The organism is Hydrogenophaga sp. LT287 (genome assembly GCF_055702805.1).
Genome location: NZ_JBVPZC010000025.1, coordinates 1 through 22,134 on the forward strand (window position 1 = coordinate 1; position 22,134 = coordinate 22,134).

Annotated in this window: 22 protein-coding genes; 4 read left to right on the forward strand and 18 right to left on the reverse strand. The window is 60.5% G+C overall.

Annotated elements, in window-relative coordinates:
* Positions 1-459 precede the first annotated feature (459 nt).
* The 8 genes from clpB to AC0GNR_RS15390 form a co-directional block, all read right to left on the reverse strand.
* Positions 460-3,078 carry an ATP-dependent chaperone ClpB gene (gene clpB / locus AC0GNR_RS15355; protein ID WP_472901776.1) on the reverse strand — a complete coding sequence of 873 codons (2,619 nt, stop codon included), beginning with the start codon at positions 3,076-3,078 and terminating at the stop codon, positions 460-462.
* Positions 3,079-3,350: 272 nt separating this feature from the next.
* Entirely contained in the window at positions 3,351-3,824 is a 474-nt protein-coding gene (locus AC0GNR_RS15360; RefSeq protein WP_472901777.1) for a molybdenum cofactor biosynthesis protein MoaE, read from the reverse strand.
* A gap of 2 nt (positions 3,825-3,826) precedes the next feature.
* Complete coding sequence (gene moaD / locus AC0GNR_RS15365) at positions 3,827-4,078, reverse strand: molybdopterin converting factor subunit 1 (RefSeq protein ID WP_472901778.1); 252 nt, start codon at positions 4,076-4,078, stop codon at positions 3,827-3,829.
* Positions 4,075-5,355: a molybdopterin molybdotransferase MoeA gene (locus tag AC0GNR_RS15370; protein WP_472901779.1), complete on the reverse strand. Its 1,281-nt coding sequence runs from the start codon at positions 5,353-5,355 to the stop codon at positions 4,075-4,077. The genes moaD and AC0GNR_RS15370 overlap by 4 nt, the downstream gene beginning before the upstream one ends.
* Entirely contained in the window at positions 5,352-5,888 is a 537-nt protein-coding gene (gene mobB, locus AC0GNR_RS15375; protein ID WP_472901780.1) for a molybdopterin-guanine dinucleotide biosynthesis protein B, read from the reverse strand. Before mobB ends, AC0GNR_RS15370 begins: the two co-directional genes overlap by 4 nt.
* Positions 5,885-7,327 carry a threonine synthase gene (gene thrC, locus AC0GNR_RS15380; RefSeq protein WP_472901781.1) on the reverse strand — a complete coding sequence of 481 codons (1,443 nt, stop codon included), beginning with the start codon at positions 7,325-7,327 and terminating at the stop codon, positions 5,885-5,887. The genes mobB and thrC overlap by 4 nt, the downstream gene beginning before the upstream one ends.
* A 126-nt stretch (positions 7,328-7,453) precedes the next feature.
* On the reverse strand, positions 7,454-8,776 hold the full coding sequence (locus AC0GNR_RS15385; protein WP_472901782.1) for a homoserine dehydrogenase: 1,323 nt from the start codon (positions 8,774-8,776) through the stop codon (positions 7,454-7,456).
* A 32-nt stretch (positions 8,777-8,808) separates the two neighbouring features.
* Positions 8,809-10,035 carry a pyridoxal phosphate-dependent aminotransferase gene (locus AC0GNR_RS15390; protein WP_472901783.1) on the reverse strand — a complete coding sequence of 409 codons (1,227 nt, stop codon included), beginning with the start codon at positions 10,033-10,035 and terminating at the stop codon, positions 8,809-8,811.
* Between the two features lie 188 nt (positions 10,036-10,223).
* On the opposite strand from AC0GNR_RS15390, the gene AC0GNR_RS15395 reads away from it, so the two are divergent.
* Both AC0GNR_RS15395 and AC0GNR_RS15400 read left to right on the forward strand, forming a co-directional pair.
* Positions 10,224-10,604, forward strand: coding sequence for an Mth938-like domain-containing protein (locus AC0GNR_RS15395; RefSeq protein WP_472901784.1), 381 nt, complete (start codon positions 10,224-10,226; stop codon positions 10,602-10,604).
* 261 nt (positions 10,605-10,865) lie between these two features.
* Positions 10,866-11,342: a peroxiredoxin gene (locus AC0GNR_RS15400; protein WP_439114631.1), complete on the forward strand. Its 477-nt coding sequence runs from the start codon at positions 10,866-10,868 to the stop codon at positions 11,340-11,342.
* 72 nt (positions 11,343-11,414) lie between these two features.
* Here the strand turns inward: AC0GNR_RS15400 and AC0GNR_RS15405 are convergent, their stop codons facing one another.
* A complete protein-coding gene (locus AC0GNR_RS15405) occupies positions 11,415-11,846 on the reverse strand; it encodes a hypothetical protein (RefSeq protein WP_472901785.1) in 432 nt (143 codons plus the stop codon).
* On the opposite strand from AC0GNR_RS15405, the gene AC0GNR_RS15410 reads away from it, so the two are divergent.
* The gene (locus AC0GNR_RS15410) at positions 11,824-13,356 is read left to right on the forward strand and encodes a PhoH family protein (protein ID WP_472901786.1); all 1,533 of its coding nucleotides are present in this window, start codon (positions 11,824-11,826) and stop codon (positions 13,354-13,356) included. The two genes, AC0GNR_RS15405 and AC0GNR_RS15410, sit on opposite strands and share 23 nt — an antisense overlap.
* A 73-nt stretch (positions 13,357-13,429) precedes the next feature.
* Here the strand turns inward: AC0GNR_RS15410 and dnaB are convergent, their stop codons facing one another.
* The 9 genes from dnaB to AC0GNR_RS15455 form a co-directional block, all read right to left on the reverse strand.
* Positions 13,430-14,857: a replicative DNA helicase gene (dnaB, locus tag AC0GNR_RS15415; RefSeq protein ID WP_472901787.1), complete on the reverse strand. Its 1,428-nt coding sequence runs from the start codon at positions 14,855-14,857 to the stop codon at positions 13,430-13,432.
* Positions 14,858-15,103: 246 nt separating this feature from the next.
* Positions 15,104-15,556: a 50S ribosomal protein L9 gene (gene rplI / locus AC0GNR_RS15420; protein ID WP_304834477.1), complete on the reverse strand. Its 453-nt coding sequence runs from the start codon at positions 15,554-15,556 to the stop codon at positions 15,104-15,106.
* 13 nt (positions 15,557-15,569) lie between these two features.
* Complete coding sequence (gene rpsR / locus AC0GNR_RS15425) at positions 15,570-15,851, reverse strand: 30S ribosomal protein S18 (protein ID WP_068166407.1); 282 nt, start codon at positions 15,849-15,851, stop codon at positions 15,570-15,572.
* An 11-nt stretch (positions 15,852-15,862) separates the two neighbouring features.
* Positions 15,863-16,135 carry a primosomal replication protein N gene (gene priB, locus AC0GNR_RS15430; RefSeq protein WP_472901788.1) on the reverse strand — a complete coding sequence of 91 codons (273 nt, stop codon included), beginning with the start codon at positions 16,133-16,135 and terminating at the stop codon, positions 15,863-15,865.
* Positions 16,136-16,175: 40 nt separating this feature from the next.
* Positions 16,176-16,550 carry a 30S ribosomal protein S6 gene (gene rpsF, locus AC0GNR_RS15435; RefSeq protein WP_304829898.1) on the reverse strand — a complete coding sequence of 125 codons (375 nt, stop codon included), beginning with the start codon at positions 16,548-16,550 and terminating at the stop codon, positions 16,176-16,178.
* A gap of 171 nt (positions 16,551-16,721) precedes the next feature.
* Positions 16,722-18,839, reverse strand: a complete 2,118-nt coding sequence (locus AC0GNR_RS15440; RefSeq protein WP_472901789.1) for a sodium:solute symporter family protein — start codon at positions 18,837-18,839, stop codon at positions 16,722-16,724.
* Between the two features lie 4 nt (positions 18,840-18,843).
* Entirely contained in the window at positions 18,844-19,104 is a 261-nt protein-coding gene (locus AC0GNR_RS15445; RefSeq protein WP_472901790.1) for a DUF4212 domain-containing protein, read from the reverse strand.
* Positions 19,105-19,195: 91 nt separating this feature from the next.
* Positions 19,196-19,741 (reverse strand): tetratricopeptide repeat protein, encoded by a 546-nt coding sequence (locus tag AC0GNR_RS15450; RefSeq protein ID WP_472901823.1) that lies wholly within the window; start codon positions 19,739-19,741, stop codon positions 19,196-19,198.
* Between the two features lie 35 nt (positions 19,742-19,776).
* Positions 19,777-20,064 (reverse strand): hypothetical protein, encoded by a 288-nt coding sequence (locus tag AC0GNR_RS15455; RefSeq protein WP_472901791.1) that lies wholly within the window; start codon positions 20,062-20,064, stop codon positions 19,777-19,779.
* Between the two features lie 178 nt (positions 20,065-20,242).
* Between AC0GNR_RS15455 and AC0GNR_RS15460 the strand changes: the two genes are divergently transcribed.
* Entirely contained in the window at positions 20,243-22,108 is a 1,866-nt protein-coding gene (locus tag AC0GNR_RS15460) for a putative nucleotidyltransferase substrate binding domain-containing protein (protein ID WP_472901792.1), read from the forward strand.
* The last annotated feature ends 26 nt before the right edge of the window (positions 22,109-22,134 follow it).

Genomic DNA, 22,134 nt, shown 5'->3' on the forward strand with positions numbered 1-22,134 from the left:
AGAATCCGTTTTCGCAATCGCCTTCAAACGCCCACGCTTATCGGCTGTATATTTTTAATGATCCAACAAACTCAGCAGCACTTGCCACCTCATCCGTCCTGCTTAGCTGCGATCAGCTGAGCCTCGTATTATGACACAGTTTTTGGTGTCTGGAAAAAGTATTTTAGGGTTTTTACCTAGAAGACTCAGCCCACTTCGCAGACTTGGGTTGCTTACCTTGCGGCGTTGCAGCGATCAGCGATCAGCGAAGCCTTGCAGTATACATCGGTTTTTTCGCGGCGGTCAACAGCTTGGCTAAATTTTCTGACCATTTGCTGCTGCGGCTTTCGTTGCAAGGTTGGTTGCACCTTCATCCCAGCTTTTACTTCCGCCCCTTCCCCGTTGCGCCGCGGTCGGGCTGTGCCGGTTACACAGCGGTGCACGCGGTGACCTACGGGGAAGTTTTGTGAAGTGCAGGCGTCAATCCATGGCAACCGCCTCGCCGAACTCGAACACACCCGGGTTGCGAACGGGGTCCACGCCGACAGGTATCACCGACTTAGGCGGGTACTTGCCTTCCAGCAGCAACTTGGAAAGTGGGTTTTCTATGCGTTGTTGAATCGCCCGCTTGAGCGGTCGGGCACCGAACACGGGATCAAAACCTACTTTAGCAAGCTCATCCAGCGCTGCGGGAGCCACATCGAGGCGCAAGTCCATCTTCTGCAGGCGAGCCTGCAAAGCCTTCAGCTGAATGCCGGCTATGGAAGCGATATGCTGAGCATCGAGTGCATGGAACACCACTGTCTCGTCGATGCGGTTCAAGAACTCAGGCCGGAAATGCTCCTTGAGCTCTCCCCACACCGCTTCTTTCACATCGTCGTAGGGTTGACCCACCATGGCCTGGATCAGGTGCGAGCCAATGTTGCTCGTCATCACGATCACCGTGTTTTTGAAGTCCACGGTGCGCCCTTGCCCGTCGGTCAGACGTCCGTCGTCCAGAACTTGAAGCAGTACGTTGAACACATCCGGGTGGGCTTTCTCCACTTCGTCCAGCAGCAGCACGCTGTAAGGCTTACGGCGCACGGCTTCTGTCAGGTAGCCGCCCTCCTCGTAGCCTACATACCCGGGCGGCGCACCAATGAGGCGTGCCACCGAGTGTTTCTCCATAAATTCGCTCATATCGATGCGAATCAGGTGGTCTTCGCTATCAAACAGGAAGCCGGCGAGCGCCTTGCACAGCTCGGTTTTACCGACACCCGTTGGGCCTAAAAACAGAAACGAGCCCGTGGGTCGGTTCGGATCGGATAGTCCGGAGCGTGAGCGGCGGATCGCGTTGGCGACGGCGCCAATGGCTTCGTCTTGCCCCACCACACGCTGATGCAGCTTGTCTTCCATCACCAGCAGCTTGTCGCGCTCGCCCTGCATGAGTTTGGCCACGGGGATGCCGGTCGCGCGGGCCACGACTTCTGCAATCTCTTCAGCACCCACCTGGGTACGTAGCAGCTGCGGGCGGCCCGTACCGTCTTTGTTGGCGGCTTTCCCCGATTCCACAGCCTGCGCGTCTTTGAGGCGCTTTTCCAATTCGGGTAGCTTGCCGTATTGCAGCTCGGCCACTTTGTTGAAGTCACCCTTGTCGGTGAATGTCTTGATCTGGGAACGGATACGGTCCATCTCCTCCATCACGTCCTTGGAGCCCAGCGCCTGGGCTTTTTCAGCCTTCCAGATTTCGTCGTAGTCGGAGATTTCTTTCTCCAACCGGGCAATTTCTTCCGCAATCAGACCGAAGCGCTTTTGTGACGCCTCATCCTTCTCACGCCGCACGGCCTCGCGCTCAATTTGCAACTGAATCAAACGGCGGTCGAGTTTGTCCATCACCTCGGGCTTGGAGTCGAGTTCGATCTTGATCTTGCTGGCCGCCTCGTCGATGAGATCGATGGCCTTGTCAGGCAAAAAGCGATCGGTGATGTAGCGGTGGCTGAGCTCGGCAGCGGCCACGATGGCCGGGTCGGTGATCTGAACGCCGTGATGCACCTCATACTTCTCTTGCAAACCACGCAAGATGGCAATGGTGGCTTCCACACTGGGCTCGCCCACAATGATCTTCTGAAAGCGGCGCTCGAGTGCAGCATCTTTTTCAATGTATTTGCGGTACTCGTCGAGCGTGGTGGCACCCACGCAGTGCAGTTCTCCGCGGGCCAGCGCTGGCTTGAGCATGTTGCCCGCATCCATAGCCCCTTCGCCTTTGCCGGCTCCCACCATGGTGTGTAACTCGTCAATGAACACAATGGTCTGGCCTTCGTCTTTGGCCAACTCGTTGAGCACGGTTTTCAGGCGCTCTTCAAACTCACCACGGAACTTGGCCCCGGCCAGCAGCGCCGCCATGTCCAGGCTCAGCACGCGTTTGCCCTTGAGCGAATCAGGCACTTCGCCCGCCACGATGCGCTGGGCCAAGCCTTCAACAATGGCCGTTTTACCCACACCGGGCTCGCCGATCAGCACAGGGTTGTTCTTGGTCCGGCGTTGCAACACCTGGATGGCGCGGCGAATCTCGTCATCGCGGCCAATCACCGGGTCCAGCTTGCCCATGCGGGCGCGCTCGGTGAGGTCCATCGTGTATTTTTTAAGAGCCTCGCGCTGACCCTCGGCCTCGGGACTGTCCATGGACTGACCACCGCGTACGGCGATGATGGCCGATTCAAGGCTCTTGCGGTTCAGGCCGTTCTCATTCGAGATGCGCCCCAACTCCCCTTTGCTGTCGGCCACTGCAAGCAAAAAGAGTTCGCTAGCGATGAACTGGTCGCCGCGTTTGATGGCTTCTTTTTCGGTGGCTTGCAGCAATTTGGACAGCTCTTGCCCAACCTGCACTTGGTCTTGCCCCTGCACTTCCGGCAAGCGCGTCATCGCCGCCTCGGCGGCCTTGGTCAATCCAGGCACGTTGACACCCGCGCGCTGCAGCAAAGACTGCGGGCCATCGGCCTGACGCAGCATGGCCAGCAGCAGGTGAGCGGGCTCAATGTAAGCGTGGTCAGCGCCGAGCGCCAGTGTCTGGGCTTCGCTCAGGGCTTCTTGGAACTTGGTGGTGAGTTTGTCGAGTCGCATGGATCATGCACTCCGAATGTTTGTATTGGCTGGTATGTGGCGCTTGACGACCACTTTTCAAGACAAGCATGAAGCCTGATGCAGGCTGACCGCGCAGCCGTTGACGCAGATCAGCCAAGCACGTGCACGCCGTCCATTTTTGCGCCAATTCGAAAAAAGCAAGGTCTCAGCGCATCCGCGCAGGCTGCACCCGCGAGGGCCGTGCGTTTTCAGTCCGTTGTGCGCACACCCCACGCACGGTCGCGCGGGACACGCAAGGCGCAAACGGACACTCAAGCGTTGCGCGCTTCGATACCCCACTTGGCCAGCGCCGCGTCGTCGCTCACGCGTGCGTCCACCCATCGCGCACCCTCGGGCGTCTGTTCCTTCTTCCAGAACGGCGCCTGGGTCTTCAGGTAGTCCATCAGGAATTCGCAAGCCTGGAAGCTCTCGCCACGGTGGGCCGATGTCACGGCCACCAGCACAATTTGGTCCAGCGGCTGCAGCAAGCCCACGCGGTGAATCACGCGTGCACCGAAGATGTCGAAACGCCGGAAGGCTTCGTCGATCATGGCCTCAATGCTTTTTTCGGTCATGCCAGGGTAGTGCTCCAGCTCCATCGTGCTGATGCTCTGCCCGTCGTTGCGGTCACGCACGGTACCCATGAAACTGCACACGGCGCCCACGCGCTTGTCCTGCTCGCGCAACCGCTGCACCTCGGTGCTCAGGTCGAAGTCTTCGGTCTGGATGCTGACGCGCGGTGCCATGTTCAGCCTCCTGTGACGGGTGGGAAAAACCCCACTTCGGCGCCATCGATGAGCGCGGCCCCCTCGTCGCTCATGGTCTGGTTCAAGGCCACCCGCACCGCACGACCACGCGCCAGCGCTTCGGCGTAAGCACCACCGCGTGCAACCAACTCTTCACGCAGCGCGCCCAGGGTGGCTGCCTTGGTGTCAGCCGACTCGCTGCTGGCGCCGATGGCCTCTCGAATCGATGCGAAATAGCGAAGTTTGACAATCATGCGAGCAACTCTGCAAAAGAAAGATAGGGCACTGGATCACCATGGGCGATGGTGGCGCCGGCCGGGTTGTCCACCAGACCGTCACCCCACACGGCAGAAGTCAAAACCCCCGAACTCTGGTTGGGAAAGAGGTCCAACCCACCTTCGGCGTTGCGACACACGCGCAGAAATTCGCGGCGCTTGTCAGCACGGGCCACCGTGAAATGGGCCGGCAGCATCACGGGCTGCACACGAGGAACTTGCGCGCCTTGCAGCTTGAGTAAAAACGGCCTGACCAGCAACACAAAGGTAACGAAGCTCGACACCGGATTGCCAGGAAGGCCAATGAAATGGCAAGGCTGCGCAGCGCTGGCGCCCGCACCGGCGTCGCGGTTCACACGCCCGTAAGCAAACGGCTTGCCCGGCTTCATACCAATCTGCCACAGATCGAGGCTGCCGAGTTGCTGCACGGCCGACTTGATGTGGTCTTCCTCACCCACCGAAACACCACCGCTGGTCAAGATCAGGTCGTGGTGGTCTGCTGCCGTTTTAAGTGCCGCCAGCGTGGCTTCGCGGCGGTCGGGCACGATGCCCAGATCACTCACCTCACAGCCCAGACGCTGCAACAACGCACGCAAGAAAAAGCGGTTGGAGTTGTAAATGGCGCCCGGCTTCATGTCCTGCGGGGATACATCACCCGGCATCACCAGTTCGTCGCCGGTTGAAAACAGCGCCACGCGGGGCCGCGCGACCACCGGCACATGGGCCAAGCCCAGGCTGGCGGCCAAACCCAGGCTTGCCGGTGAAAACCGCTCGCCGCGAGACAACACCACGGCACCACGCGTCACGTCTTCTCCGGCCCGGCGCACCCACTGGCCCGGCTGGGGCACGGCGTTGATGTGCACGCCATGGATGTTGCCACCCACATCTTGGGTGTCTTCCTGCATCACCACCGCGTCGGCACCTTCGGGCATGGGGGCGCCAGTAAAAATACGGGCGCAGGTGCCTGGTCGCAACGGTTCTGCGGCATGGCCTGCAGCAATGCGCTGCGACACGGACAAGACCACCCCAGGGGCCGTGACGTCGGCACTGCACACCGCATAACCGTCCATGGACGAGTTATTGTTTGGCGGGACTTGCAGCGCAGAAACCAGGTCTTGCGCCAGCACGCGGCGATCGGCGTCAAAGGTAGCCACGTTTTCCGTGGTGCTGAGCGGCACCACGCGACCCAGCAAGCTGGCCAGTGCATCGTCCAGCGACATCAAAGGGGCTCGGGCTGCTGGCTTGTGAACGGTCATGGCGCGTAGATCTCTGGGCTGTAATCGAATCGGTGGCCATTTTCGACCAACCAGGCCGCGACGTCATCTGGCTGGTTCAAATCCAGTACCGGTCGAGCGGTTGAGACGGGCAAGGCTGTCGGGCTGTCGGTCGCAATGGCTGCAATGAAAGGATCGTCGGGGTAGCGAGCGGGCTTGCCACTGGCCTCGCGCCAAATCTCAATCTTGTGCAAATCGCTTTCTTTGAAGCCTTCAACCAGCACCCAGTCCACACCGCCGTAAAGCTCGGCAATCAACTGGTGCACCTTGAGTTCGGCTGGCTGTTCAAACTCACGCATCAGCACCAGTCGGTTAGGCGACGCCGCCACCACCTCAAAGGCACCGGCTTCGCGGTGGCGCCAGGTGTCTTTACCGGGGTGGTCAATGTCAAACTGGTGGTGGGCGTGCTTGACCACCGACACACGCAGGCCACGAAATTTAAGCGCCGGAATCAGCTGCTCAACCAGCGTGGTCTTGCCCGAACCCGAGTAACCCGCAAAGCCGACGACCTTCATGCGACGGGACAATGCTCGGCGACGTAGGCCTGCACGGCTGCGGTGTCTGCGGGCATGACACGCACGCGCTTGGGCAGGTCTTCAATACCGTTGAAACGGGCTGGCCGATCGGGCTGACGGCCCAGGGCTTCAACGATGGTTTCAGCGAACTTGATGGGTAAAGCGGTCTCCAGCACGATCATGGGCACGCCCGGTTGCAGGTGCTCCCGCGCCACCTTCACGCCATCGGCGGTGTGGGTGTCGATCATGATGTTGTAGCGCTCAAACGCGTCCTTGATCGTGGCCAGTCGATCGCTGTGCGAGCTCTTGCCACTGGCAAAACCGTAGCGACTGGCGGCCTCGGCAAACACCTTATCGGCACCCAGCTCAAAGCGCCCAGCTTTGTGCAGCGCATCGCCAAAGAGGGCTTTCACGCGGGCACCGTCTCGACCAAGCAAATCGAACACAAAGCGCTCAAAGTTGCTGGCCTTGGAGATGTCCATCGATGGACTGGAGGTCTCAAACGTGTCAGCACTCGCCCGCACGCGGTACACACCGGTGCGGAAGAACTCGTCCAGCACGTCGTTTTCATTGGTTGCCACCACCAGCGTCTGGACGGGCAGGCCCATCTGGCGCGCCACATGGCCAGCGCAGACGTTGCCAAAGTTGCCGCTGGGCACCGTGAAGCTCACCTTTTGCGTGTCGCTGGCGGTTGCCTGAAAATAGCCGGCGAAGTAGTAAACGACCTGCGCCAGCAGGCGCGCCCAGTTGATCGAATTGACGGTACCGATCTTGTAGACGCGCTTGAAGTCCAGGTCGTTACTGACGTTTTTGACAATGTCCTGGCAGTCGTCGAACACACCTTCAATGGCGATGTTGTGGATGTTGTCGTCCATCAGGCTGAACATCTGCGCCTGCTGAAACGGGCTCATGCGGCCGTGCGGGCTGAGCATGAAAACGCGCACGCCTTTTTTGCCTCGCATGGCGTATTCGGCCGCGCTGCCGGTGTCACCACTGGTAGCCCCCAAAATGTTGAGTTCTTCGCCGCGGCGGGCCAGTTCGTATTCAAACAGGTTGCCCAGCAGTTGCATCGCCATGTCCTTGAAGGCGAGCGTGGGGCCATTGGACAGCGCTTCGAGGTAAAAGCCATCCTCCAGCTTTTTCAGTGGAACGATGGCTGCTGTGCCGTACACCGCCTCCGTGTACGTCTTTTCGCAAAGCGCCTTCAGATCGGCCGGCGGAATATCGTCGATGTAGAGCGACAGCACCTCGAACGCCAGCGCAGCGTAGCCGCCCGGTTCGCCGCCGTTGAAAGCAGCCCGCCAGCGCGCCAGCGTGGCTGCATCCACCTGTGGGTAGCGCTCAGGCAGATACAGACCGCCATCGGGCGCCAAGCCTTCCAGCAGGATTTCGCAAAAACGTTTGCGATCCGGGTGACCGCGGGTGGAAAGGTATTGCATGTCAGTTCCAATATCAGCAGACAAGACGCTCCGCGAGGGGAGGTGCTCGATCAAGATGCCATGGAACCGGCTCTGCCGGCCCACGAGCATCGCCCCTTGGGGTAGCGCCGCAGGCGACGCGTGGGGTTAATTCAACTCTTCCTTGCGGATGCGCGTGATCGGTGCCAGCACCGAAGGAAGCGCCTGCATTTGAGCCAGCACGGCGTCCAGCGTGCCCTCGCGGGTGTCGTGCGTGAGGATGATGACGTCGGTCTGGGTCGAGCCCTCACCGCCGATTTCATCGGCCTCGCGCTGCAACACCGCGTCGATGCTGATGCCAGCGTCAGCCAAGAGCCCGGTTACCTTGGCCAGCACACCGGCTTCGTCTGCCACGCGCAGACGCAGGTAGTAGCTCGTCACCACCTCGCTCATGGGCAGCACGGACAGGTCGCTCATGGCGTCGGGCTGGAAGGCCAGGTGCGGCACGCGGTGATGCGGGTCAGCGGTGTGCAGCCGGGTGATATCGACCAGATCGGCAATGACGGCGCTCGCCGTGGGTTCGCTGCCAGCGCCCTTGCCGTAATACAGCGTCGTGCCCACGGCATCGCCCTGCACCACCACGGCGTTCATGGCACCTTCCACATTTGCGATGAGGCGCTTGGTGGGCACCAGGCTGGGGTGTACGCGCAACTCAATGCCTTGGGCCGTGCGCTTGGTGATACCCAACAGCTTGATGCGGTAGCCCAGTTGCTCTGCGTATTTGATGTCAGCGGCGCCGAGCTTGGTGATGCCTTCGACATAAGCCTTGTCAAATTGCACCGGGATGCCAAATGCAATGGCGCTCATGAGCGTCACTTTGTGCGCTGCGTCCACGCCTTCGATATCAAACGTAGGGTCGGCTTCGGCATAACCCAGACGCTGCGCCTCCTTCAGCACCACGTCAAAGTCCAAACCCTTGTCGCGCATTTCGGACAAGATAAAGTTAGTGGTGCCGTTGATGATGCCGGCGATCCATTGAATGCTGTTGGCCGTCAGACCTTCACGCAACGCTTTGATAATCGGGATGCCACCGGCCACCGCCGCTTCAAACGCCACCATCACGCCCTTGGCCGACGCTGCGGCAAAGATCTCGGTGCCATGCACCGCCAGCAGCGCTTTGTTGGCCGTGACCACATGCTTGCCAGCGGCAATGGCTTCAAGCACCAGCGCCTTGGCGATGCCATAGCCACCAATCAACTCGATGACGATGTCGATGTCAGGGTTGGCAATGACGGCACGGGCATCGTTCACCACCTGCACACCGGGCCCTACCAGAGACTGCGCGCGGGCCACATCGAGATCGGCCACCATCGTGATTTCAATACCGCGGCCAGCGCGGCGCTTGATTTCTTCCTGGTTGCGCTTGAGCACATTGAACGTACCGCTGCCCACGGTACCTATGCCCAAAAGGCCCACTTGAATTGGTTTCATATCGGTCATTGCTTGAATGGAATTCAGAAAAATCAGGTGCCGTGGCGTTTGCGCCAGCCTTCAAAAAACTTCGCCACGCGGCCAATGGCCTCACGCAGGTCGTCCTCGTGCGGCAAAAACACGATGCGGAAATGTTGGTTGTCCGGGTAATTGAAACCCGAGCCCTGCACCAGCATCACGCGCGTTTCCTGCAGCAGCTCCAGGAACAGCTGCTGATCGTCCTCGACCGGGTACATCTGGGGGTCGAGTCGCGGAAACATGTAGAGCGCCGCCGAGGGTTTGACGCAACTCACCCCCGGAATGGCGGTGATCAGCTCATAGGCCAGATCGCGCTGGCGCCGCAAACGCCCGCCCTCGCACACCAGATCGTTGATGCTCTGGTAACCACCCAGGGCTGTCTGAATGGCCCACTGGCCGGGGACGTTGGCGCACAGGCGCATGTTCGAGAGCATGTTCAAGCCCTCGATGTAATCCTTGGCAGGCTTTTTGTCGCCAGACACCACCAGCCAGCCAGCGCGGTAGCCACACGAACGGTAGCTCTTCGACAACGAATTGAACGTCAGCGTCAGCACGTCTTCCGACAGGCTCGCCATTGCGGTGTGCTTGACACCGTCATACAGCACCTTGTCGTACACCTCGTCGGCAAAAATCACCAGCCCGTGTTGGCGAGCCAGTTCGACGATGGACTTGAGCAACGCGTCAGAATACAGCGCGCCTGTCGGGTTGTTGGGGTTGATCACCACGATGCCTTTGGTGGCGGGGGTGATCTTGCGGCGAATGTCGTCCAGGTCGGGCATCCACCCGTTGGATTCGTCGCACCGGTAATGCACCGGCGTGCCGCCCGACAGGCTCACGGCGGCCGTCCAGAGCGGGTAATCGGGTGAAGGCAGCAGCAGCTCATCGCCGTCGTCCAGCAACGCATTGGTGGCCATCACAATCAGTTCGCTGGCGCCGTTGCCCAGGTAGATGTCGTCCAGCGTTACACCCTTGACACCCTGCTTCTGGGTTTCGTGCATCACCGCCTTGCGCGCCGCGAAAATACCTTTGCTGTCCGAATAACCCGCCGAGTTCGGCAGGTTGCGGATCATGTCTTGCTGGATCTCTTCGGGCGCATCAAACCCAAACACCGCCAAATTGCCGATGTTGAGCTTGATGATCTTGTGACCCTCTTCCTCCATCTGACGCGCCGCGTCCATGATGGGACCCCGGATGTCGTAGCAGACGTTGGCGAGCTTGGCGGATTTCTGGATGGTTTTCAAAGTTCCTCCCAAGGGGAGTCAGGGGTCAAGCGGCACACCCGCCCTGGGCAGGTTCGCCGAGCGTTATATTACGGGTCGGTTGCAGGGAAAACCTGTAATTTGACCACAGTTCTCCACCGCATCTCTGCACCCCCAGTGGCACACCACCGCGTGCAAGCCGCACCCCCAGCCGCCTGATCCATCACGCCATGAAACTGCACGCCGACAAATTGGATACCCAGTCCGTCACTGCTTATGGCGAAGGCTGGATTGCGGTCAACGGGCAGCGCCACACCCAAAGCCTGGTGCTCGCCTCATCGGGCCAGTTGGTGCCATGGACCTGCACCCGTTTTGAAGACCTGACCGAAGCGCATTTTTCGATGCTGGCCAGCGTGATGACGGAAGCGCCCGAACTGGTGGTTTTCGGCAGCGGCTCCAAACTCCGTTTCCTGCCGCCCGCCTTGCTGCGCAGCCTGATGGGGCAGCGAATTGGCGTGGAGACCATGGACACAACAGCCGCCTGTCGCACTTACAACATTCTCGCGAGCGAAGGCAGGCGGGTCGTAGCGGCCTTACTGATAGAAACCTGAGGCCGGCAAACCGGGAAGACCAGGCCCGCAGCGCGGATCGAGACACGGCCAAGCGGCGATCCACACGGCGCCAATTCGGGCCCGTGAGAGAGCTCCATCCGAGCACCCTGGGGCTGGGACTGTCCCAAAAAGCGGTTCGGGGTTAAAATACCCGATTGTTTCCTGGCCTGCCTCCCGTGCGCCACAGCTGCCACCGGGAGCCTGTGTAGCCAAGCACAAGCCAACGAATCACCACCAACTTACGTCAGGGGTCCACGCAGTATGGCAGTCGTTGTCAATAAACCCATTCCCGAATTTGAATCTCAAGCCACCGGCGGCATCAAGGTCAGCAATCAAACGCACCTTGGGCAAACGGTGGTTTTGTATTTTTATCCCAAAGACAACACCCCGGGCTGCACCACCGAAGCCATGCAGTTCCGCGACAAGTACAAAGACTTTGTCAAAGCGGGTGCGCAGGTGTTCGGCGTCTCGCGCGACAACATGAAGTCTCACGACGACTTCAAAACCAAGCTCGAACTCCCGTTTGAGTTGATCGCCGACACCGAAGAAAAAATGTGCCACATGTTTGGTGTGGTCAAGAACAAGATCATGTACGGCAAGAAGGTCAAGGGCATCGAGCGCAGCACCTTCCTGATCGGACCTGACGGTGTGCTCGCACAGGAATGGCGCGGACTCAAGGTCCCAGGGCACGTCGAAGAGGTTCTCAAGGCCGTGAAAACGCTGAAAAAAGCGGGTTGATTGAATCCACAGCGCTGTGACTGTCCGATCCGCTCCGGGTCAACACTGTCACAGCTGTCATGCATAATGATTTCATGACACGAGGAAGCCCATCCGCTCCCAGCGCTCCAAAACCCACAGCAGCCCTCGAAGCCGCCCGGTCACCCCGGCGGCTTTTTGTTTTCTGATTCTGCGCTGAACCCAAACGCCCGCCATGCCACTGCCACCAGCCCCATCAAAACGCGCATCTTTGCTCTCCCCCGACGCATACAACCGCAAACCGGCCGATGAACCCATGGACTTGGCACCCGTGCGTGAAGCCATCGTGCCGGTGGCAGCCAGCGCGATTCCAGCAGGGCCGGTTGCACCCGCAGCAGACACTGCACCGGCAACGAGCAACCCTCGGTCCAGGTCGCGCAGCCGCAAAACAAACCAACCTGCGGTGCCGGCGCCTTTGGTTGCGTACGTTGAATCGACCAGGGCTTCGCCGGCTGCCGAGCCAATGCCAGCAGCGGTAGCCCCCACCGCCAACACCAGCGACTCCCGCCAACCCACCAGCCAGCCACAAGGCGGCGCTGCCACCAAGCGCCCGGCACCCGTGGCCAGCAACCGCCGCAGTGACCGCAGCAAGTCGGGTAACGTGGGCGCCCCCCGCCTGTTCGTGCTGGACACCAACGTGCTGCTGCACGACCCGATGAGCCTGTTCCGCTTTGAGGAACACGACATCTTCCTGCCCATGATCGTGCTGGAAGAGCTTGATGGGCACAAAAAAGGCATGACCGAAGTGGCCCGCAATGGCCGCCAGACCAGCCGCACGCTGGACGCACTGGTGGCCCAGCAGGGCGGTGACATGACCAAGGGACTCAAACTCTCGGCCACAGGACACCAGTCGGCCAAGGGCTTGCTCTTCTTCCAGACGGAACCACTGGATGCTCAGTTGCCGTCCAGCCTGCCCCAAGGCAAGGCGGACAACCAGATTCTGGGTGTGGTTCATGCGCTGAGGGGCAAATACCCCCCGCGGGAAGTGATCCTGGTGTCCAAGGACATCAACATGCGGGTGAAGGCACGCGCACTGGGTCTCGCCGCCGAGGACTACGAGAACGACAAGACGCTGGAGGACGGCGAGCTGTTGTACGCAGGCGCTCTGGCTTTGCCGCAAGACTTCTGGACACGCCAGAGCAAGACCATTGAAAGCTGGGCCAGCGGTAGCCATACGTTTTACCGCGTCAGCGGCCCTACCGTGGGTCAGTTTTACATCAACCAGTTTGTCTACTTTGAAGCGCCCGGTGAGCCTTCGCTGTACGCCCGGGTCACCGAAATTCGCGACAAAACCGCGGTGCTCAAGACACTGAAGGACTACACCCACTTGAAAAATGCCGTGTGGGGCGTGACCAGCCGCAACCGCGAGCAAAATTTCGCACTCAACCTGCTGATGGATCCTGAAATCGACTTCGTCACGCTGGCGGGTACCGCTGGCACCGGCAAGACGCTGATGGCGCTGGCCAGTGGCCTGACGCAGGTGCTGGACGATCGGCGCTACACCGAGATCATCATGACCCGCGCCACGGTGAGCGTGGGTGAAGACATCGGCTTCCTGCCGGGCACCGAAGAGGAAAAGATGGGTCCCTGGATGGGCGCGCTGGATGACAACCTGGAATTTCTGGCGAAAGGTGATGGCGGCAATGCTGGCGAATGGGGCCGTGCGGCCACCAACGAACTGGTGCGCAGCCGGGTCAAGATCAAGAGCATGAACTTCATGCGCGGGCGCACGTTCATGAACAAGTACGTGATCATCGACGAGGCGCAAAACCTGACACCCAAGCAGATGAAAACGCTGATCACCCGTGCCGGCCCCGGCACGAAGATCATTTGCATGGGCAACCTGGCCCAGATCGACACTCCCTACCTGACCGAAGGCTCATCGGGGCTCACGTTTGCCGTGGACCGCTTCAAAGGATGGCCACACGGCGGGCACATCACACTGGCGCGCGGTGAACGCTCCAGGCTGGCGGACTTCGCCAGCGAGGTGCTCTGACGCGAGGCGCTGCTTCACCGACCATGAAAAAACCGGCCTTGGCCGGTTTTTTTTCGATTCAAAGGCAAAAGCGTCAGTAATCGCCACCACCAGCCAAACTTTCAAAGCGTGTAAGCATGTTCAAGAACGCCAGCTTCACGGTACCGGTGGGCCCGTTTCGCTGTTTGCCGATGATGATTTCAGCCACGCCCGGCTCCTTGCAGGCGTCCTTGGTGTAGTACTCGTCGCGGTAGATGAACATGATGATGTCCGCATCCTGCTCGATGGCGCCTGACTCGCGCAAGTCGCTCATCATCGGGCGCTTGTCGGTACGCGTCTCCACCGATCGGTTGAGCTGCGAGAGCGCAATCACCGGGCACTGCAACTCTTTGGCGAGCATTTTCAAACCGCGCGAAATCTCGCCCAACTCGGATGCCCGGTTGTCGCCATCAGAACCACTGCCGCTCATCAGCTGCAAATAGTCCACCACGATGAGGCCCAGCTTGCCGCACTGGCGCGACAAGCGCCGAGCATTGGCCCGCAGCACGCTGGGGTTCAGACCAGGCGTCTCGTCGATGTGCAGCGACACATTGCGCAGTTTTTCAATCGCTTCGGTCAGGCGTGGCCACTCGTCATCGGTGAGCTTGCCGCTGCGCAGGTGGCTCTGGTTGATGCGCCCAATGGAACCCACGATACGCACGGCCAACTGTGAAGCGCCCATCTCCATGGAGAACACGGCCACCGGCAAACCTTCGTTCAGCGCCACGTGCTCCGCAATGTTGATGGCAAATGCTGTTTTGCCCATGGAAGGCCGTGCCGCCAGCACAATCAGGTCGCCCGCCTGCAGACCCGAGGTCATACGGTCGAGGTCGACAAAGCCTGTCGGCACGCCCGTGACGTCGTTGGGGTTGTCGGCCATTTCCTGCACACGGTCAAGCAACTCGACCACGAGCGTGTCCATGCCTTGAAAACCCTCTTTCATGCGCGAGCCCTCTTCCCCAATGTGGAAGATTTTTTGTTCGGCTTCGTCAAGGATCTTGTCTACCGGCCGGCCCTGCGTGTTGAAGGCGGACGTGGCAATTTCGTCGCTGGCCGTGATCAGTTTGCGCAAAATGGCGCGCTCGCGCACGATCTCGGCGTAGCGGCGAATGTTGGCGGCGCTCGGCACGTACTGGGCCAACGAGTTCAGGTAGGCCAGACCACCCGCCTCGTCGGCCTTGCCCAGGTTTTGCAAATGCTCGTAGACCGTCACCACGTCGGCCGGCTTGCTGCCATTCACCAGCGTTGCAATGGCCGAATACGTCAATCGGTGCTCGTAACGGTAGAAATCCGACTCATTGAGCAGATCGGCCACCCGGTCCCAGGCCCCGTTGTCGAGCAACAGGCCGCCCAGCACGCTGGACTCGGACTCGATCGAATGCGGCGGCACGCGCAACTGCGCTACCTGGCGGTCAAGACCCATGCCCGGTACATCCAGGCCGGCATCAAAAGAAGAAAAGGAATCGGAAAAAACAGCAGACATGGGCTCTCTTTGAGTGACTGGCAATGGTACGCCCTGAGCGATCAGAAGTCATGGGACAAGTCTGTGGACAACCGGTGGGTATTCGGTGAGCAGAGAGTGGACTTCACGGGATAACTACTGCGCTGTAGGCCCCAAAGGCCCTCAGCGCTCGACCCGATCCGCCATGAAGTCCAAGCCATGAAAAAAGCCGCCGACCCGAAGGCGCGGCGGCTTTTGGGTGCAGCGCTTGCGCGCCAGCACCGGTGATCAGGCGGTTTCGCCGAGCACCGAGACGTTGACGTCAACCGTCACATCGGTGTGCAGGTGCACGCTCACCGTGTAGTCGCCCACCAACTTCAGCGGGCCGTTGGGCATACGCACTTGCGACTTGTTCACAGCGAAGCCCAGCTTGTTCAGCTCTTCGGACACGTCGTGGTTGGTCACGGAGCCAAACAGGCGGCCGTCCACACCGGCTTTTTGCGACAGCTTGACCGTCACAGCAGACAGCTTCTCGCCCAGGGCAGCAGCTTCAGCGTGCTTGGCAGCAGCCACTTTTTCGAGTTCAGCGCGGCGCGCTTCGAATTCGGCGATGGCGTTGGAGGTAGCGCGGCGTGCACGGCCGGTGGGGATCAGGAAGTTACGCGCGTAACCGTCCTTGACCTTGACCACATCGCCCAGGGCGCCGAGATTGGTAACTTTGTCGAGCAGAATGATTTGCATGTCAGGCTCTCTTTCAGACGCGGTGCTGGTCGCTGTAAGGCAACATGGCCAGGAAGCGAGCACGCTTGATGGCGGTGTTGACCTGACGCTGGTAGAAGGCGCGCGTGCCGGTCAGGCGCGCGGGGATGATCTTGCCGTTTTCGGCGATGAAGTCGCGCAGGACGTCGACGTCCTTGTAGTCAACTTCTTCGACGTTGGCCACCGTGAAGCGGCAAAAGCGCTTGCGCTTGAACAGCAGCGATTGGGTGTTGCGCTTGGGGCGCTTGTCTTTGTTGAAACGTTTTGGTGCAGCCATGATGGGCCTTCCTATGTCTTGCTGAAATCTTGGATATGGAACACAACGCCTTTGCCGTTGCGGGCGTTCGTCAGGAAGCCATGAAATTCACAAGCCGAGTCGAGCCCTTGGCGGGACAAGACTTCTGCCTGAGCACCAAAGGCCACAGCCCTCAGTTGCAGCTTCACGAGCCGGGGGGTGTCCATTTCAACGATCTCGGAATCGTGTTCGAGCACGATGTTGAGAGCCGGTATGCCAGCCGGTGTGTACCGCAGGCTCTGGACCTGCACCACCACGGCGGACAATTGAAGTTGGTTCACCCGCTGACGACGTCACGCAGCGCTGTTACGCTGCGGCCTGTTCCTGCGGTTGTTGCTGGGACTTGCGGGCTTCTTCGCGCTCGACCGACTTCATCATCGAAGATGGGCCAGTGTCGGCTTTCTTCTTGAGCACGGTGAGGTGTCGCAGCACGGCGTCGTTGAACTTGAAGGCGTGCTCCAGTTCAGCCATCACAGCCTGATCGGCTTCGATGTTGACGCACAGGTAGTGGGCCTTGGACAGCTTGTTGATCTGGTACGCCATTTGACGGCGGCCCCAGTCTTCAACGCGGTGGATCTTGCCGTTGCCGGCCGTGATCATGCCCTTGTAGCGCTCCAGCATGGCCGGAACTTGTTCGCTTTGATCCGGGTGGATCAGCAAAACGATTTCGTAATGACGCATAGACTCTCCTTGTGGATAAAAAAGCCGCCCCCAGCGTCTGATTGGGGTGCAGCAAGGCAAGCCCGCGATTCTAACAAGAAAACCTGGGGTCTGGCAAAACTTGCCGGATCGCCGCCGTGAATGGACCTCGGCGTCGGGACGCGACGGGTCCTGCGTCTGCAGTGCTCACGATCAAGGCTCTCGCAGGCTGGGGTAGCGCACATGCTCCACCAGTTGTTGCACTTTGCGGCTGGGTGCCGGGGTCACCCAGCTGATGAAAATGATCACCGCAAACCCCAATGGAACCCCAAAAACACCGGCCGAGATAGGCAAGATGCCCCACCAGAGCTCTATGGGTGTGGTCACTCCAAACACATCTCTTAGCCAGGGCTGCGTGGTGACCATGTAATAGAACGTGACGCCCAGGCCCGCGATCATGCCCAACGAGGCGGCGATGCCGGTCGCCCGCTTCCAGAAAATGCCCAGCACCAGCGCGGGGAAAAACGCGGCAGCAGCAAACGAAAAAGCGGCTGAGACCAAAAACAAAATATCGGCAGGCTTCTGCGCGGCCACATAAGCGGCCACCAGCGCCACCATCAGCAACAACACCTTGGAGATGGTCACCCGGCGGGCGGTGGACGCGTTGGGGTCGATCATTTTGTAATACAGATCGTGCGACAACGCGTTGGCGATGGTCAGCAACAACCCGTCGGCGGTGGACAGGGCTGCTGCCAGGCCGCCGGCTGCCACCAGGCCCGAGATGACGTAAGGAAGGCCACCAATTTCGGCCGTGGCCAGCACGATGATGTCGCCGCCGATGCTCATCTCGTTGAGCTGCAAAATGCCGTCCTTGTTGACGTCCGTGATCGACATCAGGCTCGGATCCACCTTGTTCCAGGACGCCACCCAGGCGGGCAGCTGGTCGATGGGTGTGCCAATCAGCACATGAAACACCTCAAACTTCACCAGCACAGCCAGGGCCGGCGCGGTGAAGTAGAGCAAAAAGATGAAGAACAGCGACCAGGTGACGGACTGCCGGGCCTCCTTCACGCTGGGCACGGTGTAGTAGCGCATCAAGATGTGCGGCAGGGCGGCTGTGCCGATCATCAGGCAGAAGATCAAGGCCAGAAAGTTGCGGCGCGAGTTGTCGTAGGCCGCTTTCTCCTGTGCATTGCCTTGCGGATCGCCCGCAAACTGCGCCGCGTGAGGCGGCATGCCATTCAGGGGCTTGGACTTGGTTTCAGCCAGCGTCTTGTCTCGGGTCCAGGCGGCCTTGGCTGATGCTTCATCCTTGGGCAAGGATGACACCGCTCGTTCGGCTGTGGATACCGCCCTGGACGGTGCGTTGGCCGCCCGCAACTCTGCCAGCTTGGCTTCAGCCGCGGCCTTGTCGGCCTTCAGTGCCGCGGCTGGGTCTTTCAGTTTCTCCGTCAGCTCGGCGGCGCGCTCCTTGAAGATGCCGCGCACCTCCAGCTCTTTGGGGTCGTTGGTCAGCAGTTTTTCTTTGGCTGTGACCTTCTCAAGCTGGTAGCCATAAATGGCCTGCGGCACGGGAAAGTTGGCTTGCTTGACCGACAGCCACACCACGGGAATCAGGTAGGTCACGATCAGGACGATGTACTGGGCCACCTGCGTCCAGGTCACGGCGCGCATACCGCCCAGAAACGAGCACACCAAAATACCGCCCAGCCCGAGGAACACACCGAGTTCAAAGGCCACGCCAGTGAGGCGGGACGTGATCAGCCCAACGCCATAAATCTGCGCCACCACATAGGTGAACGAACACAGAATGGCCGCAAAGATGCCAATGAAACGCGGCATGTTGCCGCCGTAGCGCTCACCCAGAAAGTCGGGAATGGTGAACTGCCCAAACTTGCGGAGATAAGGCGCCAGCAACAGCGCCACCAGGCAGTAGCCCCCCGTCCAGCCCATGATGAAGGCCAGACCGCTGTAGCCGGTGAGGTAGAGCGTACCGGCCATGCCAATGAACGAGGCCGCCGACATCCAGTCGGCACCGGTGGCCATGCCGTTGTAGACCGCTGGCACACGCCGACCGGCCACGTAATATTCGGCTGCGTCGGTGGTGCGGCTCATGATGCCGATGCCCGCGTACAAGCCGATGGTGGCCAGCAAAAAGATGAAGCCGATCCATTCGCGCGACAGCCCCAACTGCTCCAGGATGGCCAGGGCAATCACAAAGACGAAGAAGCCGCCGGTGTACCACTTGTAGACCTTGTTGAGCTGCTGGCGGAAGGCTCTGTTGGCCGCGCCTTTGCCGCTGGCGGGCCCGGAATCTGAACTACCTGCCACGCCTTCAATCCTCAATTTCTTCAACACCGTGCTCGATATCGAGGCGGTTCATGTACCAAGCGTAAAAACCAATGATCAGGCAATACACCACCAGCGCGCCCTGGGCACCCATCCAGAAGCTGAACGGCCAGCCGAAAAAACTGAAGCTCAGTTCGCGGGCAAAGTAGCTCACGACGAACGTGACCACAAACCAGATGGCCAGCAACACCCCCGTGATGCGGAGGTTCTTGCGCCAGTAGCGGCGGTGGTTGTCGGTCAGGTCCACGGGTTTCACCTTGGTCAACTTGGCCCATGCGGGCACATCATGGGCCTGGCTGGTGCCGGGAACCCGTGTTCAAAACAAACGCCTTGGGCGTTCACGCGGTCTTCAATCGTGGTCCGCCCAAGCCCGTTTCCCTTTCGAGCTGAGCAGCCACCTTGGGCTCAAAACGGCGCAGATGGCGAATGATTTTCGCTGCCTCGTCGGGCTCTTGCCGTTGCACATGCACGCGCGCCAACTGGTACCAACCGTAGGGGCTCATGGGTTGGAGTTCGGTGTTTTTTTTCAGCGCGGAAATGGCTTCGTCAAAACGGCGCTGGCGGATCAGGCAGAGTGCAAGACCATACCAAGCCCGGTCGAGCTGGGGGTCGATGGCGATGGCGCGCTGAAAAGCGTTTTCAGCTTGCTCCAGCAAGCCCAGCTCTTCGCTCAGAAAACCGTAGTTGAACCAGCTGGCCGCTTGGCCTGGCTCAAGCGCCACCAAATCGGCCAGCGTTTGGAGCGCCGCAGGCTTTTCACCCAGCTCGGCCAACACGTGGGCGCGGGTCGCCAGCGCCCTGGCGTCACTGGGGTTGGTGTGCAGCGCCTCGGTGATGCGCTCAAGCGCCTGGAGACGGCGCCCAAACAGCAGCAAGCCCCGCACCTGCCAGTGAACGAACCGACTCTTGGTGGGACGACTCACTGGCACAAAGAGACCCCCACCCTCAGGCAATAGGAAATTTTGGCCGCGGTAACGGCCAGCCAGACAAAACCCAAAATCAAAAAGGCCACCAGCGGAAGATGGCGGTCCAGGACGACACGCGGTGTCACCCAGCGTGTCAATTGAACAAATGGGCGCCCGATGATCGCGAGCACCTGATAGAAGAGGTTGTGTTGTTTGCGCTGGCCAGCCAGCAGGCCCAAAATCCACTGACCGGCAAGGGCCAACAAGGCCACTTCGGTGATCAGTTTGAGCGCAGAAATCATTAAGAGCATGTAAGCCTGCGGTAACGGTGTCGCCATTCTGAATCTGGACCTTACCGCGTTCTTACATGGGCACCCGCCAACCCTCTGACGCAGGTCAAACCCTGTGAGGGTTTACCCACCAGCGACCGCTGCGGTGCGGTGTAGCATGTTTCGTTGACTCCATCAGAAACCCCGACCCATGACAAAAACCGCTTCCGACACACGGCATTTGGCCGACCTCCTGCGCGCGCACCGCATCTTTGGCCTGCTGTCCGACGACACCCAAAAGAAGCTGGCTGACACGCTCCAGGCGAAGCCAGTGGCGTCTGGCGCACTCGCTTGTACACCCGCCGAACTGCAGCAACAGCTGCACTGGTTGGTCTCGGGTAGCGTCAGCCTGCTGGACGGGCAGCAGCAGCCCGTGGTCACGTTGTACCCTGGTGAACTGTTTGGCTTGCAGGCCGATGGGGTGGCTGGTGTTGAAGAGTGCCAGGCCCGAACCGACTGCACGCTGGTGAGCATGGACCGCGCCTTGGTCGAGACCCTGCAAACCGAATTGCCTGCGCTGAGCCTGTTGCTGCCCGCTGGCAGCGCTGGCGCCGCTTCAGCGGCCAGCAGCCCACGCGGTGCGCCGGGCGGCGCAGACCCCGCCCTCAACCTCATGACCACGCCGGTGCGCGCGCTGATCAAGCGTGCCCCGATCACCTTGCCGCCGCACACCAGCATCCGCGACGCGGCCAAGCTCATGAGCGAGCAACGGGTGTCGTCGGTCTTGATCGTGGAGCAAGAGCACCTGTTTGGCGTGGTCACCGACCGCGACTTGCGCAACCGCGTGATCGCCGCCGGCATGGACAGCGCGCGCCCCATCATGGACATTGCCACGCTGGCCCCGCTGAGCATCGACGTGCAGAACCCGGCCTTTGACGCACTGCTGTTGATGGCGCGGCACAACATCCACCATGTGCCGGTGCTGGATGGGCAGCGCATCGTCGGCATGATCACCGCCACCGATCTGACCGAACAGCACAGCACCTCGGCCGTGTACCTGGCTGGCGACATCTACAAACAAAGCACGGTAGAAGGCCTGCAACGCGCCAGCACCAAGATCAAGCGCCTGCAGCAGAGTCTGGCGGCGGCCGAGGCCTCGGCCTACAGCACCGGCCACATCATCACGGCCATCACCGATGCGATCACCACGCGGCTGCTGCAACTGGGTGAAGCACAGCTGGGCCCGGCGCCGGTCGACTACGTGTGGGTGGCAGCAGGCTCTCAGGCGCGCAACGAGCAGACGGCCAAGTCCGACCAGGACAACTGCATGGTGCTGGACGACCGCTACGACGAGGCCGAGCACGGCGCCTATTTCAAGGACTTGTCCCAGTTTGTTTGCGATGGTCTGGACGCCTGCGGCTACATCTACTGCCCCGGCGAAATGATGGCCATGACCGATACATGGCGGCAACCCCAGAAGCGCTGGGCTGAGTATTTCGCGCGCTGGACGAGCCAGCCCGACCCGAAAGCCTTGATGCTGACCTGCGTGTTTTTTGACCTGCGCGCGATTCACGGCAAAGCCGAGCTGCTGGACAAACTGCGCAGCGACGTGCTCAAGCGCACGCAAGGCAACAGCCTGTTTCTGGCACACATGGTCGGCAATGCGCTCACGCACCAGCCCCCGCTGGGCATGTTCAAAGGTATTTCCACCGTTCGCAGTGGCGAGCACAAAGGCAAAATCGACCTCAAGCACACCGGCGTGGTGCCCATCGTCGACCTGGCGCGGGTCTATGCGCTGGCAGGTGGCGACGCTGCGGTGAACACCCACGATCGCCTGACGAGCGCAGCGGCCGGTGGCGCCATCAGCGAGCAAAGCGCGCGCGACCTGCGTGACGCTCTGGAATTTCTGGCCTACACCCGCATCCAGCACCAGGCCCGGCAGATCAGCCGCGGCGAGTCGCCCGACAATTTCCTCAATCCAGCCGACGTGTCCAATTTCGAGCGCAGCCAGCTCAAGGATGCCTTCACCGTGGTGCAGTCGCTGCAAAGCGTGCTGGCCCAGCGCTACAGGCACTGAGTTCCCCCGCGCCGGCCCGCGGCCGG

Excerpts from the sequence above, each read along its gene's own strand:
- clpB (WP_472901776.1), bottom strand. The coding sequence starts at position 3,078 with ATGCGACTCGACAAACTCACCACCAAGTTCCAAGAAGCCCTGAGCGAA.
- AC0GNR_RS15360 (WP_472901777.1), bottom strand. The coding sequence starts at position 3,824 with ATGGCACCGCGCGTCAGCATCCAGACCGAAGACTTCGACCTGAGCACC.
- moaD (WP_472901778.1), bottom strand. The coding sequence starts at position 4,078 with ATGATTGTCAAACTTCGCTATTTCGCATCGATTCGAGAGGCCATCGGC.
- AC0GNR_RS15370 (WP_472901779.1), bottom strand. The coding sequence starts at position 5,355 with ATGACCGTTCACAAGCCAGCAGCCCGAGCCCCTTTGATGTCGCTGGAC.
- mobB (WP_472901780.1), bottom strand. The coding sequence starts at position 5,888 with ATGAAGGTCGTCGGCTTTGCGGGTTACTCGGGTTCGGGCAAGACCACG.
- thrC (WP_472901781.1), bottom strand. The coding sequence starts at position 7,327 with ATGCAATACCTTTCCACCCGCGGTCACCCGGATCGCAAACGTTTTTGC.
- AC0GNR_RS15385 (WP_472901782.1), bottom strand. The coding sequence starts at position 8,776 with ATGAAACCAATTCAAGTGGGCCTTTTGGGCATAGGTACCGTGGGCAGC.
- AC0GNR_RS15395 (WP_472901784.1), top strand. The coding sequence starts at position 10,224 with ATGAAACTGCACGCCGACAAATTGGATACCCAGTCCGTCACTGCTTAT.
- AC0GNR_RS15400 (WP_439114631.1), top strand. The coding sequence starts at position 10,866 with ATGGCAGTCGTTGTCAATAAACCCATTCCCGAATTTGAATCTCAAGCC.
- AC0GNR_RS15410 (WP_472901786.1), top strand. The coding sequence starts at position 11,824 with ATGCCAGCAGCGGTAGCCCCCACCGCCAACACCAGCGACTCCCGCCAA.
- dnaB (WP_472901787.1), bottom strand. The coding sequence starts at position 14,857 with ATGTCTGCTGTTTTTTCCGATTCCTTTTCTTCTTTTGATGCCGGCCTG.
- rplI (WP_304834477.1), bottom strand. The coding sequence starts at position 15,556 with ATGCAAATCATTCTGCTCGACAAAGTTACCAATCTCGGCGCCCTGGGC.
- rpsR (WP_068166407.1), bottom strand. The coding sequence starts at position 15,851 with ATGGCTGCACCAAAACGTTTCAACAAAGACAAGCGCCCCAAGCGCAAC.
- rpsF (WP_304829898.1), bottom strand. The coding sequence starts at position 16,550 with ATGCGTCATTACGAAATCGTTTTGCTGATCCACCCGGATCAAAGCGAA.
- AC0GNR_RS15455 (WP_472901791.1), bottom strand. The coding sequence starts at position 20,064 with ATGATTTCTGCGCTCAAACTGATCACCGAAGTGGCCTTGTTGGCCCTT.
- AC0GNR_RS15460 (WP_472901792.1), top strand. The coding sequence starts at position 20,243 with ATGACAAAAACCGCTTCCGACACACGGCATTTGGCCGACCTCCTGCGC.